The 15153-nt window shown below is 47.4% G+C and carries 13 protein-coding genes and 1 tRNA gene; 12 read left to right on the top strand and 2 right to left on the bottom strand.

The genetic code is table 11. The features are described 5' to 3' along the window. Positions 1-38 precede the first annotated feature (38 nt). The 10 genes from ACWPAB_RS10165 (at position 39) to ACWPAB_RS10120 (ending at position 12211) form a co-directional block, all read left to right on the top strand. On the top strand, positions 39-1502 hold the full coding sequence (locus ACWPAB_RS10165; protein WP_003566087.1) for a nicotinate phosphoribosyltransferase: 1464 nt from the start codon (positions 39-41) through the stop codon (positions 1500-1502). A 3-nt stretch (positions 1503-1505) separates the two neighbouring features. Continuing rightward, the gene (locus ACWPAB_RS10160; protein ID WP_003579778.1) at positions 1506-2699 is read left to right on the top strand and encodes a serine hydrolase domain-containing protein; all 1194 of its coding nucleotides are present in this window, start codon (positions 1506-1508) and stop codon (positions 2697-2699) included. A gap of 2 nt (positions 2700-2701) precedes the next feature. Continuing rightward, positions 2702-3529, top strand: coding sequence for an ammonia-dependent NAD(+) synthetase (gene nadE, locus ACWPAB_RS10155; protein WP_003566083.1), 828 nt, complete (start codon positions 2702-2704; stop codon positions 3527-3529). Between the two features lie 265 nt (positions 3530-3794). Next, positions 3795-4952 (top strand): serine hydrolase domain-containing protein, encoded by a 1158-nt coding sequence (locus ACWPAB_RS10150; protein WP_003584880.1) that lies wholly within the window; start codon positions 3795-3797, stop codon positions 4950-4952. Positions 4953-5260: 308 nt separating this feature from the next. After that, positions 5261-7921, top strand: coding sequence for a cation-translocating P-type ATPase (locus ACWPAB_RS10145; protein ID WP_003584879.1), 2661 nt, complete (start codon positions 5261-5263; stop codon positions 7919-7921). A gap of 136 nt (positions 7922-8057) precedes the next feature. Then, positions 8058-8495 (top strand): hypothetical protein, encoded by a 438-nt coding sequence (locus ACWPAB_RS10140; protein ID WP_003566078.1) that lies wholly within the window; start codon positions 8058-8060, stop codon positions 8493-8495. A gap of 485 nt (positions 8496-8980) precedes the next feature. Then, positions 8981-9976 carry a tryptophan ABC transporter substrate-binding protein gene (trpX, locus tag ACWPAB_RS10135; protein WP_003584878.1) on the top strand — a complete coding sequence of 332 codons (996 nt, stop codon included), beginning with the start codon at positions 8981-8983 and terminating at the stop codon, positions 9974-9976. Further along, positions 9973-10872, top strand: coding sequence for an ABC transporter permease (locus ACWPAB_RS10130; RefSeq protein ID WP_003584877.1), 900 nt, complete (start codon positions 9973-9975; stop codon positions 10870-10872). Before trpX ends, ACWPAB_RS10130 begins: the two co-directional genes overlap by 4 nt. Then, positions 10865-11617 carry an ABC transporter ATP-binding protein gene (locus ACWPAB_RS10125; RefSeq protein ID WP_003584876.1) on the top strand — a complete coding sequence of 251 codons (753 nt, stop codon included), beginning with the start codon at positions 10865-10867 and terminating at the stop codon, positions 11615-11617. The genes ACWPAB_RS10130 and ACWPAB_RS10125 overlap by 8 nt, the downstream gene beginning before the upstream one ends. A 141-nt stretch (positions 11618-11758) precedes the next feature. Next, positions 11759-12211 (top strand): SprT family protein, encoded by a 453-nt coding sequence (locus tag ACWPAB_RS10120; protein WP_003566070.1) that lies wholly within the window; start codon positions 11759-11761, stop codon positions 12209-12211. Here the strand turns inward: ACWPAB_RS10120 and ACWPAB_RS10115 are convergent. Both ACWPAB_RS10115 and ACWPAB_RS10110 read right to left on the bottom strand, forming a co-directional pair. Continuing rightward, the gene (locus tag ACWPAB_RS10115; protein WP_003584875.1) at positions 12204-12668 is read right to left on the bottom strand and encodes a GNAT family N-acetyltransferase; all 465 of its coding nucleotides are present in this window, start codon (positions 12666-12668) and stop codon (positions 12204-12206) included. The two genes, ACWPAB_RS10120 and ACWPAB_RS10115, sit on opposite strands and share 8 nt — an antisense overlap. Before the next feature lie 140 nt (positions 12669-12808). Beyond that, positions 12809-12894 (bottom strand) — tRNA-Leu (locus ACWPAB_RS10110). A 412-nt stretch (positions 12895-13306) separates the two neighbouring features. On the opposite strand from ACWPAB_RS10110, the gene ACWPAB_RS10105 reads away from it, so the two are divergent. Both ACWPAB_RS10105 and ACWPAB_RS10100 read left to right on the top strand, forming a co-directional pair. Beyond that, positions 13307-13912, top strand: coding sequence for an ECF transporter S component (locus tag ACWPAB_RS10105; RefSeq protein WP_003566067.1), 606 nt, complete (start codon positions 13307-13309; stop codon positions 13910-13912). A 78-nt stretch (positions 13913-13990) separates the two neighbouring features. Then, the gene (locus ACWPAB_RS10100; RefSeq protein ID WP_003566065.1) at positions 13991-15130 is read left to right on the top strand and encodes a M20 family metallopeptidase; all 1140 of its coding nucleotides are present in this window, start codon (positions 13991-13993) and stop codon (positions 15128-15130) included. Positions 15131-15153 lie beyond the last annotated feature (23 nt).

The raw sequence follows: 15153 nt of genomic DNA, 5'->3' as shown, positions 1-15153 counted from the left end.
TTGTTTGTTGTTGCCACTTATCCGGAAGGGGAGCCATGATGACCACACAGTTGGGTGAAGGACTTACACTCCACACCGATTTTTACGAATTAAATATGATGAATACCTTTTTTGAACAGGGGATTAGCGAACGCAATGCCGTGTTTGAAGTCTTTTTTCGGGATTTACCGTTTGGTTCGGGGTTTGCTGTTTTTGCGGGATTGGAACATGTGATGGACTACCTGAATCATCTTAAGTTTTCTGAAGATGATTTAGCTTATCTGCAGTCGCAAACAGACTATTCGGATGCTTTTATTGATTATTTACGGCATCTTAAGTTCACTTGCACTGTTAAGTCCGCTTTAGAAGGCGACTTGGTATTCAACAACGAGCCGATTTGGCAAATTGAGGGACCATTGGCGCAAGCACAGCTGGTTGAGACAGCGGTTTTGAATATGATCAACTATCAAACGTTGGTTGCGACCAAAGCCGCCCGTATTCGCAGCGTTGCTGGTGCGGACCCCCTGATGGAATTCGGCACACGGCGGGCACAGGAAACGGCGGCTGCTTTGTGGGGCACACGGGCCGCTTATATTGGCGGCTTCAATGCGACTAGTAATGTATTGGCGGGTAAGGAATTCGGTATTCCTATCAGTGGGACCCACGCTCATTCGCTGGTTCAGGCCTATGGCAATGATTACGATGCTTTTAAAGCATATGCCCGCAGCAATAAGGATGTTGTTTTCCTCGTTGATACATATGACACCTTGCGTTCTGGTGTGCCTGCAGCAATCAAAGTTGCGAATGAGTTTAAAGGCAAGATCAACTTTCTTGGTGTCCGGATCGATAGTGGTGACATGGCTTTCATCTCCAAGCGGGTTCGGCAACAATTGGACGATGCAGGTTATGAATCTGCTAAAATTTACGCCTCAAACGATCTTGACGAAAATACGATTCAGAACTTGAAGATGCAAGGTGCCAAAATCGATATTTGGGGTGTTGGGACACGTTTAATTACCGCCTATGATCAGCCGGCATTGGGCGCCGTGTTTAAGTTGGTATCAATTGAAGATGCAGCCGGCAAAATGCGCGACACGATCAAATTGTCGAACAATGCTGAGAAAGTGTCAACGCCGGGCAAAAAGCAGGTTTGGCGTATTACGCGTCAAGATGATGGCAAATCTGAAGGCGATTATGTTGCCTTGGCAGATGAAACCATTGATACACAACGAAGTCTTTATATGTTCCATCCGAACTTCCCGTACATCAATAAAACGGTTAAAAATTTTGAAGCCAAGCCACTTCTACAGACGATTTATGACAAAGGCCAGCAGGTTTATCACACACCACCGTTACAAGAAGTCCAAGCATATGCCACTCGGAGTACCAACGCATTATGGGATGAATATCGACGCATTCTGAACCCACAGGACTACCCGGTAGACTTGTCGCAACGGGTTTGGGACAACAAGATGGATCTGATCAAAGCAGTCAAATCAGCGGTGGCTGACCGCGAGGAATAATCTATGAGGGCATCGAAAAGGCGATCGCAGTATCGTTGGCTAATCCTTAGCTTACTAGTCGGTCTTGTAGTTGGAATAGCTGCTTATGCGAGTTACGATCATTTTTATTTGAAGCCACAGATTGAGGCTAAGGAAGAGCGGACTCGGCGTAAGTATGAAACAGAATTGAACCGACATCGGGCGGTTGAGCAACGCCTCCAAAATGAAACGCGAACAGCGACATCCGCGACTGACAAGCTCATGCAGCCAGTTAATCAGGCGGAAGCCAAGCCGTTTATGAAAATATTGGAGGCTAATCATTTTAGTGGTACTGCGTTGATGATCAGACGTGGCAAAATTATTTTGAACACAGGACTTGGCTATGCCGATGCTGAATCTGGACGTTTAAATGGTCCGGAGACACTTTATCAAATTGGTTCGATTCAAAAAGGGTTGACTGCCGTGTTGCTCATGCGACTAGTTGAACAAGGCAAAGTGCATTTGTCTGACCCGATCAGTAAGTACTTGACCGGCATTAGGACAGGCAAGCAAGTCACCTTGCGCATGATGCTTAACATGCGTAGCGGCTTATCATTGACGCGTGCGCAGAGTGCTTCGCTTTCTGATGCTGGCATTGTCCGTTGGTCGATTGCCAACTTAAATTATGGAACGGTTCGTTATGATTACCAACCAGTGAATTATGTTTTGTTGGCTGGCGTGATTGAAAAAGTGACTGGCCGACTGTATGCCGATTTGATTCAACAGGAAATTTTCAAAAAGTTGAAATTGACTCACTCTGGGTTTATGCCAGAGTTGTTTCACGAGTCGAATCAGGCGTTTGGTTATAGTGGTCCCATTAATAATCCTTACGCAAAACGGTACACAGAGCCTTCTGTGAACTATAATCGGGAACTGGGTACTGGCAATATTTATACAAGTGCGGGTGATTTGTATCAGATCATCAAGGCGGTGAATCAAGGGAAAATCATTTCAACTGCTTCATTGAAGGCACTGCGGAATTTGGATAATGGTCAGTACACAGCGGGGGTTTATAATTTTGGAAGCTACACCTTAACGCACGGGGTGGTGGCTTCGCAATCTGCAGGTACCATGATTGATACCAGCGGCCAAAACGCGGTTGTCTTGCTTGCCAACACGGACAAGATAACCCAAGGTCTCATTAAAAATTTGTATCTGAATATGATTAAAGGAGTTTGACTATGCGTCCATTACAAGCAGAAATCATCAAAGCATTGGGTGTTCAAGCAACAATCGATCCGGAAACTGAAGTTCGTCGTAGTGTAGACTTTTTAAAAGCTTATTTGAAAAAGAACACTTTTTTAAAAACTTATGTCCTCGGCATTTCGGGCGGGCAAGATTCGAGTCTTGCTGGCGCTTTGACCGAAAAGGCCATGCAGGAAATGCGAGCAGAAACCGGCGACGATGCTTATCAATTTATTGCCGTTCGTCTGCCTTATGGTGAACAAGCCGATGAAGCCGATGCTATGGCTGCTATCGACTTTATGCACGCTGATGTTGTCAAGCGTGTGAATATTAAGCCGAGTGTTGATGCAATGGTCGCGGCGGTTGAGGCTGATGGGTCAAAGATTTCTGATTTCAACAAAGGCAACATCAAGGCTCGGATGCGGATGATCGCGCAATATGCGATTGCTGGCAATAATGCCGGTGCGGTGATTGGCACGGATCATGCCGCTGAAGCCGTGACTGGCTTTTACACCAAATTTGGTGATGGTGGCGCTGATTTGACGCCATTGTATCGATTGGACAAACGACAAGGTGCCGCGCTTTTGAAGGTATTAGGCGCACCGGCACACTTGTATGAAAAAGCCCCTACAGCTGATCTTGAAGACAATCGCCCAGCACTGCCAGATGAAGTTGCGTTAGGCGTCAAGTACAAAGACATTGATGATTATTTGGAAGGAAAAGACGTCAGTGATCAAGCTGCTGAAACGATTGAAAAGTGGTACCAAAAAACCGCCCACAAGCGGCATTTACCAATCACGGTTTTCGATAATTTTTGGAAATAACGCTTAAAGACAGCCAAGGCATCACCGATAGCAATCAGTGATGCGACGGGCTGTCTTTTTGCTGGATAATGTGGTATTTTTGCGTCCAGAAAAGTTAAATTTGGAAGAGCGTGAGCAGGCCGGTTTTCTGGGCCAGTGAGCGCGTTTAGATAAGAGCGTGAACTGAGGCGGTTTGAAACCGAAGTATAGGAGCGGCCATTTAGGTTTAAGGTCCTCACATAAAGGTTTTGCGCTCGTGAATGCATTTAAAGGAGTAGGTTTTAAGATGTCGGGGAAGCATCGTTATATTTGGTTGGGCGTCATGCTGATTTTATGTGCAGTCAGCATTGGTGCGGGAACGTACTTGTGGCAGCAAAACAGCCGATCCGCCGTGAATACGAAGGTAAAATCCGCAAAGACAGTCACAAAAGCGGTACGTCGGGATCGGGGTAAATCAAAAGAAGAACTATTGGCCATGACCTTGGATCGTGTCGCGACGACGACTGAAGGCCAACCACTTGAGCAAGAGTTGACCAATGACAAGTTTATTGGCAGTGCCCTGATCATTAAGCACGGCAAAGTCGTGTTTAACAATGGCGTTGGTGATGCCGATACGACGACGCATCGTCGCAACGGTCCAACCACGCTGTTTCAGATTGGTTCAATTCAAAAAGCCGTGACTGCGGTTGCGCTTGCGCAATTGGCCGCTTCTGGCAAGCTCAGCTTGGATGATCCGGTTGGCAAATATCTAACTGGCATCAAAACCGGCGATCAAGTGACTTTGCGCATGATGGTGGCTATGCGCAGCGGCTTTAGTTTGCGTAAGTATCAACCAACTGTAATGGATGATGCTAATATTATTCAATGGTCGATTGCCAACTTAACCTATCTGCCGCAGGATAATTACGCTTATCAAGCAGTTAATTACGTGTTACTTGCTGGTGTGATAGAAAAAGTTGCTGGTCGTTCATACGAGCAGCAAGTCAAAAACAATATTTTCGATCGGCTCAACCTGAAGCACACAGGCTTTTTACCCGCAATGTTGACAGATCCTGAGCGAGCTATCACTTACACTGGCCCGGCTGCTAATCCTTATCAAACTGCGATTGGTGAACCAGCAGTTTGGTATAATCGAGAACTAGGCACGGGCAATGTCTATACTTCCACCGGTGACTTATACCGGCTGTTGCGGGGTATTGATACAGGGAAAGTATTACCGCTTTCAACTTTAAAAACATTGCGTAACCGCAACGATGGTGTTTACAACGCGGGTATTTATAACCATGCTGACTTTTACTCAACCAACGGTGTCGTCGCCGGTCAGATGGCCTCAACCGCGATAAGTCATGATGGCCAAAATGCCGTCATTTTGCTCAGCAACTACAATTCGCATGCATTGAATCTGCATGACTTAGCGGTTCACCTATTTAGTGAGTTGGGCTGAATGGCCTGCCTAATAAGGCCACTTATGCTGGTTTCTAACCGGACTTGCACGCTCTGCTCTGATTAAACGCGTTTGCAGGCCCAGAAACCGGGCCTGTTCACGCTCTTCGCAAGTAAGCCTTGCGAAGCATGACCCGCACCTGATATACTTTAACCAACATAGGGGAGTAACTAGCAGAGTATTCTGCGACAACGTCACCAACAAGGCTATGTCTGGTGTTGTCTTAAATAGTGAGACTTATGGATCTACTGCTGGTAGTCCATAGGTCTCTTTTTGGCTACCGGCCCAAATACGAAGGAGGCACTACTTTGGCAAACAAACCGCCATATGCATTAAGCAGTGAGGCAGTCTTAAAGCAAGAACAGACTAGTCTAACCGGGTTAACGAAAGAAGCGGCACAAACACGGTTAAATGAGAATGGGCCAAATGAACTTGCGCAGGCAGAAAAGAAGGGCATGTTAGCCCGTTTCTTAGATCAGTTCAAGGATTTTATGATTATTGTCTTGTTGGTTGCCGCTTTGATTGCCGGCTTTTTACTCAGTGAGTGGGCGGATGCCGGGATCATCTTGGCTGTTGTCTTATTAAATGCGGTTTTCGGCGTTTTCCAAGAAAGTAAAGCTGAGGAAGCGATTGATGCGCTGAAGGAAATGTCGACCCCTAACGCCCATGTTCGTCGTGGTGATCAGGTGCTGACCATTCCTAGCAGCCAACTGGTTTTAGGGGACATCGTGTTACTTGAAGCTGGAGATGTCGTACCAGCAGATTTACGACTAGTTGAGAGTGCCAACCTTAAAATTGAAGAGAGTGCGTTAACAGGTGAAAGTGTGCCGGTCGATAAGACGACGGCGCCGTTGGATGCTGATGATGTCGGAATTGGCGATCGCACTAACATGGCATTCATGAACAGTAACATCACATACGGCCGTGGCGTCGGTGTTGTGATTGCTACAGGAATGCAAACTGAAGTCGGCCGCATTGCCGGTATGATTAATTCGGCGGAAGAAACCAACACGCCACTGCAAGAGAACCTCAAAAGTCTCGGTAAAACGCTGACGGTCATGATTTTGGTGATTGCGGTGATTGTGTTTGCAGTCGGTATCTGGCGTCAAGCGGCAAGCTTGCCAGAAATGTTCCTGACAGCCGTTTCATTAGCTGTGGCGGCCATTCCTGAAGGGTTGCCAGCCATTGTCACCATCATTTTGGCATTGGGTACGCAGAAAATGGCTAAGCGCCATGCACTGGTCCGTAAATTGCCTGCTGTTGAAACCCTCGGCAGCACGGATATCATTGCGAGTGATAAAACTGGAACGCTTACTCAAAATAAGATGACGGTTGAAAAAGTTTATTACGACGGTCAGCTTAATGATGCAAGCGCTGGTATTCATGGCGGCAATCCATTAATGACCATCATGAACTTTGCCAACGACACACAGGTGCAAGACGATGGTAAGTTACTAGGCGATCCAACCGAAACTGCGCTTGTTGCTTATGGGAAAACCCAGAATTACGATGTTGCCAAAGCACTCACTGGCGAACCGCGGATCGCAGAAGTACCGTTTGACTCTGAACGAAAATTAATGACGACGATCCATCGGCGTGCAGATGGTAAGTTGCTAGTGGCAACAAAAGGTGCACCTGATGAATTGCTGAAGCGGGTGACTGACTTAGCAACAGGTGAAAATACGGCGCCGTTGTCAGACAGTGAACGCGATGCCATTTTGAAAGCCAATAAAGACATGGCGACACAGGCGTTGCGTGTGCTGGGGATGGCTTATAAGGTCATCGATACTTTACCGGAAAAAGTTGATTCCGATACGGTTGAAAATCACATGATTTTTGCTGGATTGGTCGGCATGATTGATCCCGAACGGCCTGAAGCGGAAGCTGCGGTGGCAGAGGCAAAAGCGGCTGGTATTCGCCCGATGATGATCACCGGCGATCACCGCGATACGGCTGAAGCAATTGCCGTTCGGTTAGGAATCATTGACCAAGGCGATGATGATGCTGTCATCACCGGCGCTGAGCTAGATCAGCAAAGTGATGATGAGTTTGCAAAGAACGTGGCAAAGTACAGTGTATACGCCCGTGTTGCGCCAGAGCACAAGGTACGGATCGTCAATGCTTGGCAGAAAAAAGGCAAGGTTGTGGCAATGACCGGCGACGGTGTGAACGATGCGCCTGCTTTGAAAGCTGCGGATATTGGGATCGGTATGGGCATCACTGGGACTGAAGTTTCCAAGGGAGCTTCTGATATGGTTTTGGCTGATGATAACTTTGCAACCATTGTTGTGGCGGTGGAAGAAGGCCGAAAAGTCTTTTCCAATATTCAAAAGGCGATTCAGTACCTGTTGTCGGCCAACCTTGGTGAAGTCTTGACCTTATTCATGATGACCATGCTAGGTTGGGATTTGCTGGCACCGGTGCATATTCTCTGGATTAACTTAGTGACAGATACGTTCCCGGCGATTGCACTGGGGGTTGAACCAACTGAACCAGGTATTATGAAGCAAAAGCCGCGCGGTCGGAAGTCAAACTTCTTCTCAGGCGGCGTTGGCCCCGCGGTTATCTGGCAAGGAATTCTCGAAGGTCTGCTGACGCTTGGCGTTTACTGGATTGCCATTACCTATCCAGTGCACAGCGGCTCAGCTGCGATTCACGCCGATGCTTTGACGATGGCCTATGCTACGCTGGGCTTGATTCAGCTGTTCCATGCCTTCAACGTGAAGAGTATCCATCAAAGTCTGTTCACGGTCGGCGCGTTCCGGAATAAGGCCTTTAACTGGGCGATTCTGGCTTCCTTCGTGTTGTTGGCAGTCACGATTTTAGTGCCAGGTTTCAATGGCCTGTTCCATGTGACATCGCTTGATTGGCATCAATGGATCACGGTTCTCGGGGCTGGTGTGGCGATGATCGTCATTGTTGAAATCGTTAAAGTTTTCGAACGTGCTCGACGGAAGCAACGCGCATAAGACACCACAAGATTGCTTACAGTCAAAAAACAATAGGAGTAGCCTTGACCGTGATGTCCGTGTTGTAACGGTCATGACAGTCAAGGCTTTTATGCGTTAATTACCGGCTAATGAACCGATGAAAAGGATGAAGCACATGAATAAACAACAAATGAAGTTAGCAAACTATGGGACGACCATTAATGCGGTCGTTGAAGCCACACAAGACAACCAAGAAAAAATGGCGCCGTTGTTTGAACCGCTGCGCAAGGCGATTGATGAGAACAAGTTGGCCGATTACGACCTTGAGGCTTACCAACAAACGCAAACCGTGTTTAGCGAGGGGACAAGTAACTATGAAGCGTTGCTTGTCAAGTTGCAGCAAGTCGCGGCGCCAGCCAGATTGTTGGGGCCCCATCATACACTTGTACGTGATTTTGCCGCTTTCACAGAGGCATGTAAGGCGATGACCGCAAGTTTGCACGCGGATCGGCAAGTTGATGTGGCAGCTTTCAACGCAGCTGAAAAAGCTCAGGACGAGGCAATTCAAAAATTCACCAAGCAAATCCAAAAAATTTCAGTCATGTTGTCTTAAGCTGGTCAAAATTGTCAAAAAAAGTTTAAGCTTATACTTGACATGAGAACTTTACTCACGTATCTTTAATCTAACAACAAATCAATTAACTAGGACGGAGGAAACCGACATGACAGCATTGCTTACCTTTTCTGCTTGGCAAAGCCAACTTTAGGTAGGTTGCAGACGCAACCTGCCAGACGCGCAGGTTGTGTCTATGTTGGCTCTCTGTTCAATTTGTCCGCATAGATACCCCAAAAGTGGGACTATGCGGACTTTTTTATTGCCGCGACGAGTCCTCACCTGTCGCGGCAATTTTTGTAAGCGTGAGCCAGCCCGTTTAGAAACCGGAACATAAGTGGCCTCAGACAGAAATGGCTGGGCTTTGGCCATTTCTGTCTGAGGTCCTTATGTGCAGGTTTCTGGGCTGGCGAGCGCGTTATGAATCATAACTGATTAAGTCCAAGCGGGCACAGCATGAATTAATTTAAAATGGAGGCGGAAACATGAAACGAATGCTAGGGTTGATCTTCATTATGGCAGCATTCTTAGGGATTGCCTATTTTCAAACCGGCACGACAACACCACAGACACAGGCAACACCAACTGTGGGTATCCTGCAATTGACCACACATCCCGCATTAGATGCGATTCACAAGGGGATTATTGATGGCTTGAAGGAGAAGGGCTATGTTGCAGGGAAGAATGTGAAGATCGATTTTCAAAATGCCGAAAATGATCAAAGCAATCTGAAGTCCATGTCCGAACGCTTTACTGAGGAACATGCGGCGGCAACAGTTGGGATTGCTACGCCATCGGCTCAAGCACTTGCCAATGTCAATCAGAAAACACCGATCATTCTTGGCGCGATTACCGATCCAGTTGCGGCAAAGTTAGTGAAGAATGTTAAACGGCCAGGTGGCAATATCACGGGGGTATCTGATCAGGCACCGATTGCCGCGCAACTGAAATTAATCCGGCAAATTATGCCGAATGCCAAAACTCTCGGTGTGATTGCAACGTCGAGTGATGATTCCGCTCAAACACAGGCTAAAATGGTCGAAAAACTTGGGCCAAAGCAAGGCTTCACGGTTAAGCGGTACGCGATCAGTTCAACAAATGACTTAAATCAGGTGGCCACACAAATGGTTAGTCAAGTAGATGCGATTTTTGTGCCGACTGACAACACTGTTGCCAGTGCGATGCAAACTTTGGTTGCGGTGGCTAATACGCGGAGGGTGCCAATTTTTCCAACAGTGGACACTATGGTTGAACAAGGCGGATTGGCAACGATTGGTCTTGACCAACATCATCTCGGCGTTTTAACTGGGCGGATGCTGGCAGACATCTTGAGTGGGAAGACAAAGCCAGCAACGACGCCGATTCATTTTGAAACCACCGGTAAACTGATCTTGAACGAAAAACAAGCAAAACTGTTAGGCATCGACTTACCTAGCTCGTTAATCAAATCGGCAGAGGCGAAAGGAACGGTGATCAAATGAGTATCGGCGTATCAGCGATTGGTCAAGGTTTATTATATGGTTTAATCGGACTTGGCTTATTCTTAACATTTCGGGTATTGGATTTCCCGGATATGACGGTTGAAGGTACCTTTCCATTTGGCGCGGCAGTAGCCGTGAGTGCCATTACTCATGGCATTTCCCCGATTGTCGCAACGCTGTTGGCTACCGGTGCGGGGATGCTTGCTGGATTGGCAACTGGGTTGTTGACCACGAAAGGTAAAATTCCAGTTTTGTTGGCCGGTATTTTGGTGATGACCGGGTTGTTTTCAATCAACTTGCGGATTATGGGACGCGCCAATCTATCGCTGTTGCATCAAGCCAATCTTTTCCAGACAGCGTTCTTAAAAGATTTACCGCCATACTTCAATAGTGTGGTTATCGGCGTTATCGTTGCTGTTGTGGTGGTTGGCTTGCTAATGCTGTTTCTAAATACTCAGTTAGGCCAAGCGTTTATTGCGGCAGGGGACAATCCAAGTATGGCGCGCAGTCTCGGTATTGATCCTGATCATCAGATGGTACTTGGTCTGATGGTGGGTAATGGTCTCGTCGGTTTGGCTGGCGGTTTGATGGCTCAAAACAATGGCTATGCTGATGTCAATATGGGCATTGGGATCATTGTCATTGGCCTCGCCGCGATTATCATCGGGGAAGTTGTATTTGGCGAATTAACACTCTCACAGCGTTTGGTTGCCGTGATTCTCGGTAGCATTCTTTATCGCTTCGTTTTGCTGGTTGTGCTTGCACTAGGGTTCAATGCCGACGACTTAAAACTGATCTCAGCGGTTGTTTTGGCTATCGCGATCATGGTGCCACAAATTGATCATCGCTTGAGATTACGGCGCGTGTTGCAGAAAGGGGTGCAAGCACATGGCTGAGCTAACCTTAACCAACGTTACGGTGAATATTCCCATTGGTACAGAAGTGAAAACTTTGCTTCAGGACGTGAACCTCACCGTTGCTAAAGGTGAATTTGTAACGGTTTTGGGCAACAACGGGGCTGGTAAATCGACATTATTCAACGCGATTACAGGCGATATGCCAGTCAGCGGTGGCACCATTACGCTGGCTGATCAAACTTTGAATGGCAAACGACCGGAGCAACGTGCGCGGCATATTGCCAGAGTTTTCCAGGATCCTAAAATGGGGACAGCACCCCGAATGACAGTTGCCGAAAACTTGCTCTTAGCTAGTCACCGCGGTCAGCGGCTAACGTTGCGATCACGCGGCATGACGGCTAGCAAAGCGGCGCTGAAGACCTTAGCAGCGAAGACGGGCAATGGCCTTGCTGATGCCCTCGACAAGCCGACTGAGCAGCTCTCTGGCGGCCAACGGCAAGCACTCAGCCTATTGATGGCAACTATGCGGAAACCGGATCTGTTGCTGTTAGATGAGCATACGGCGGCGCTTGATCCGCATACCAGTCAGGCGATCATGCAACTGACGAACGAAATCGTCTCCGATCAGCAACTGACCTGCTTGATGATCACTCACCAGGTTGAAGACGCCTTACGTTATGGTAACCGCTTGATTGTGTTAGATGCTGGTAAAATTGTGGCTGATTTTGACCAAGCCAAAAAAGCGGCGATGAGCCGTGATGATGTTTTGGCCTTTTTCAGTTAAACTAAAAACGAGTCCTCGAGATGGCTATTTAGCCATTTCTCAGAGGACTCGTTTTTGATATTTTAAGACCAGTTTGAGGAACCAAAATGTCATGATGCAACTACGGGTGACTTGGAGTAAACTATTGGCTCGGAGGTAGATATGACAGATCAAGAATTACAGGCCCGCGTTGAGGCGATTTCGTTGAAAGCATTCCATCAACCTTTTCGCCATCACGCTGTTTTTAATAATCGGCTAAAAACGACGGGTGGCCGCTTTCATCCGGCTGATATGAACTTAGACTTCAACCCCAAGCTATTTGCGGTTTATCCTGCGAGTGTCACCGATGGCATTATTAAACATGAGCTGGTGCATTACCACCTATATGATCACCATCGCGGCTATCAGCATCGCGATCACGACTTTAAGCAGCTCTTGACTGCAGTTGGCGGGTCACGTTTTGCGCCACCGTTGCCAGTGAACGGCCATCAGTACGTGTATGTATGCACCCATTGCGGTCGCCAATTCGTTCGTCGCCGGCACATTGATGTTCGGCGGTACGCGTGTGGTGTCTGTCGCGGTAAATTGCGCCTGCAAAAGACGTTGGCTAGTTAAGCGGTTTTTGCAAAATCAGACTTACCGGTTCAAACCCAGCTTTGGCATAGACTTGTTTGGCAGTCTGATTGGCATTCAAAACGTTTAACTGCATGAAAGTGGCATCATGGCTTTTGGCAAAAGCCGTAACCGCGTCCATAAGCTGTTTAGCCAATCCCTGATGCCGTTGCGCAGGGATCACATAAAGATCGATCAGCTGGGCAAAATGTTGCGGAACAAATTCCGCATTGTCGCCAGTGCGAGCCAAAACGACAAGTGCAAACCCACTTAAAGTACCAGCCGTTTCGGTCACGAAAAGCCGAGCAAGGTCATTTTGCAAGTAGTCGGCAAAATATTGACGATTGTCGCTAGTTAATGGACGATAAGTTTCAGGGGCCATCGTCGCCATTTCAGCGGTTAGTTGTTGATAGAGGTGAACAATGGCACCGAGATCGATAAATTGAGCTTCGCGAAGCATAGAGAAACTCCTTTCAATGACTTGTGTGACATGATAATTGATTAAAACAGCTGCTAGAGAGCCTTGCCGGTAGTTAGACAATCTAAGGTGGCAAAAAAGACCCGACCAACAAGATGTCCTGTTGGTCGGGTCTTTTGTGATGCGGGCAAGAAGACTCGAACTTCCATGAGCAATAATGCTCACAAGATCCTTAATCTTGCGCGTCTACCAATTCCGCCATGCCCGCATGGCTAATTAAGCACAAGAAATATTATAGGAAATTAGGGATTTAAAGTCAAACTTTATTTTTCAAGAGCGTTCGCCACCCCGGTTAGAAACCGGAGTGTAAGCGGACTTGACCGTGATGGCCTGGGTTTGGCCATTCCGGTCAAGGTCCTTACACGCAGGTTTCTGGGGTGGCGAACGCGTTTAGAAACCGGCGGATAAGTCAATGACCGGTTTTCAGTCATTTATTTATGAGGTCTTTATGTGTAGTCTCCTCCAACTACGAGCGTGTTTTGTGCAACGCCATCGCGGGAATTCTTTGACAGCCAACCTTTTCCCTAGCGTTTCCGGTAAAAGTCTTCCTCCCAGCATCACTTTCCTCGAACGTGTATAATTGATAAAATCAAACTTAGACAATTTGGAGGTAGCAGCGCATGACGCAACGCGGAAAAGCTTATAATATTGCGATTATTGGTATTCTTGGTGCTTTGATTATTCTTCAGGCTTATATTCCAATGGTCGGATATGTGCAGATTTTTCCGGCTTGGCCTGCGATTTCAACGATTCATTTGACAGTCATCATTGGTGGTATTGTATTAGGCTATGGCGGCGGTGCCAGCCTTGGCTTATTATGGGGGTTAACCAGTCTGATTCGGGCGTATACATCAGCGACTGATCCAGTGACCCTGCTGCTGTTTAGAAATCCGATTATCGCCATCGTGCCGCGTGTCATGGTTGGTTTGGTGGCGGCATTTATTTTTCATCAATTGTTCAAGAAAAAACAAACACCGTTGGCGCAAACAGTTAAAATGGTTTTCGCCGGTGTTGTCGGTGCTTTGACGAACACCTTGCTGGTCATTGGGTTTACATGGTTGATGTTTGCCAGTAAAGCAGCGCAAATTGTGCCGGGTGCGGATGCGACCAACCTAGGATGGTTATTGATGACGGCTTTGGCGATTAACGCCGTAGCCGAGGCCTTGTTGGGCGGTATCGTGACACCAATTTTGGGTCATGCATTATTACGATTCAGACGGAAATAAGCGTTAAATGTTGTGCTGAGCGGCTGTCCGAAGCCAAACAAAAGCAGCATACAAACGATCATAAGTGGAGGCCTTATCTTGACAGAAGAAGAACAAGTCGTTGATTTACTCAGTGCCATGGTAAAGATACCAAGTGTGGCAGCAAAAGAAGGTCAGGTAGCAGACCTGATTGAAACCTTTTTAGCCCCTGAGTTGAAAGCCGGATTGATTAAACGGGAACGCATCAGTTATGCGCCCGGTCGTGATAATTTGGTGCTGACGATCGGTAATCCTAATGCCCAGCGCTGGCTCGGTGTGGATGGCCATATGGATGTGGTTGACCCTGGGAACGTCAATAAATGGCAGTTTCCACCATTCTCAGCACATGTAGAAGATGGCAAGTTGTACGGTCGTGGTGCAACTGACATGAAGTCTGGACTGGCTGCAGCGGTTGTGGCATTCAAGCAAGCTGCCCATGAAAAATTGGATCATGGGATTCAATTGATGGCGACAGTTGGTGAAGAAGTTGATAATGACGGCGCACGCCAACTGTCTGCCGCCGGTTACGGAGATCGTTTAACTGGACTGCTTGTGGCCGAACCCGGCAATAGCAATGTTGACGCTGCTGAACGCGGTATTATTGATTACACATTGACCGCGCACGGGAAAGCAGCACATTCGTCTCGGCCAGATTTAGGGGCAAATGCCATTCATGGGTTGTTTGCATTTGCGAATGCAGCGCTAACTGCAACAGCGCCGTTGCAGGCAAAAGAGGACCCCATTCTTGGTCATGCCACGCATAATATTGATATTATCCATGGTGGCAATCAGATCAACTCGATTCCGGAGTCCGCATATTTGCGCGGTAACATCCGGACAACCATGATTGCGGATAATGATGCGTTTATTGCGGCGTTGAAACAAGCAGCTAAAACGACAGTGCCTAAGGGTGTTCGGTTGAGTCTGTCAATTGATTCCGTTTTAGGGGCAGCTGCGGCTTCACCTGACAATGATTTGATTCAGTTGGTACAGACAGCCCGTCAACGTGCGGGGCTGAATCGTGGTCAAGTGGCCTATCGCACCGGCATCACGGATGCGGCGTTGTTCTATCATGACGGTCTTGATTTAGCTATTTATGGCCCGGGAAATGAAACGTCTCATGAGACGGATGAATACGTCACTTTAAAAGACGTCTTTGACAGTGTTAAAGTCTTCAAGGATGTTTTTATGAACTATTAATCATCACTGATTGGAAAAAAGGT

The organism is Lacticaseibacillus sp. 30, from assembly GCF_053819265.1.
The sequence above is the reverse complement of the archived record's forward strand: the minus strand, read 5'-3'. Positions and strand labels throughout refer to the sequence as shown.

What these genes read in the sequence shown, in the direction of transcription:
- ACWPAB_RS10115 (WP_003584875.1), bottom strand. Translation starts at nt 12,668, where the DNA reads ATGCTTCGCGAAGCTCAATTTATCGATCTCGGTGCCATTGTTCACCTC.
- ACWPAB_RS10165 (WP_003566087.1), top strand. Translation starts at nt 39, where the DNA reads ATGACCACACAGTTGGGTGAAGGACTTACACTCCACACCGATTTTTAC.
- ACWPAB_RS10150 (WP_003584880.1), top strand. Translation starts at nt 3,795, where the DNA reads ATGTCGGGGAAGCATCGTTATATTTGGTTGGGCGTCATGCTGATTTTA.
- nadE (WP_003566083.1), top strand. Translation starts at nt 2,702, where the DNA reads ATGCGTCCATTACAAGCAGAAATCATCAAAGCATTGGGTGTTCAAGCA.
- ACWPAB_RS10140 (WP_003566078.1), top strand. Translation starts at nt 8,058, where the DNA reads ATGAATAAACAACAAATGAAGTTAGCAAACTATGGGACGACCATTAAT.
- ACWPAB_RS10160 (WP_003579778.1), top strand. Translation starts at nt 1,506, where the DNA reads ATGAGGGCATCGAAAAGGCGATCGCAGTATCGTTGGCTAATCCTTAGC.
- ACWPAB_RS10105 (WP_003566067.1), top strand. Translation starts at nt 13,307, where the DNA reads ATGACGCAACGCGGAAAAGCTTATAATATTGCGATTATTGGTATTCTT.
- trpX (WP_003584878.1), top strand. Translation starts at nt 8,981, where the DNA reads ATGAAACGAATGCTAGGGTTGATCTTCATTATGGCAGCATTCTTAGGG.
- ACWPAB_RS10120 (WP_003566070.1), top strand. Translation starts at nt 11,759, where the DNA reads ATGACAGATCAAGAATTACAGGCCCGCGTTGAGGCGATTTCGTTGAAA.
- ACWPAB_RS10125 (WP_003584876.1), top strand. Translation starts at nt 10,865, where the DNA reads ATGGCTGAGCTAACCTTAACCAACGTTACGGTGAATATTCCCATTGGT.
- ACWPAB_RS10130 (WP_003584877.1), top strand. Translation starts at nt 9,973, where the DNA reads ATGAGTATCGGCGTATCAGCGATTGGTCAAGGTTTATTATATGGTTTA.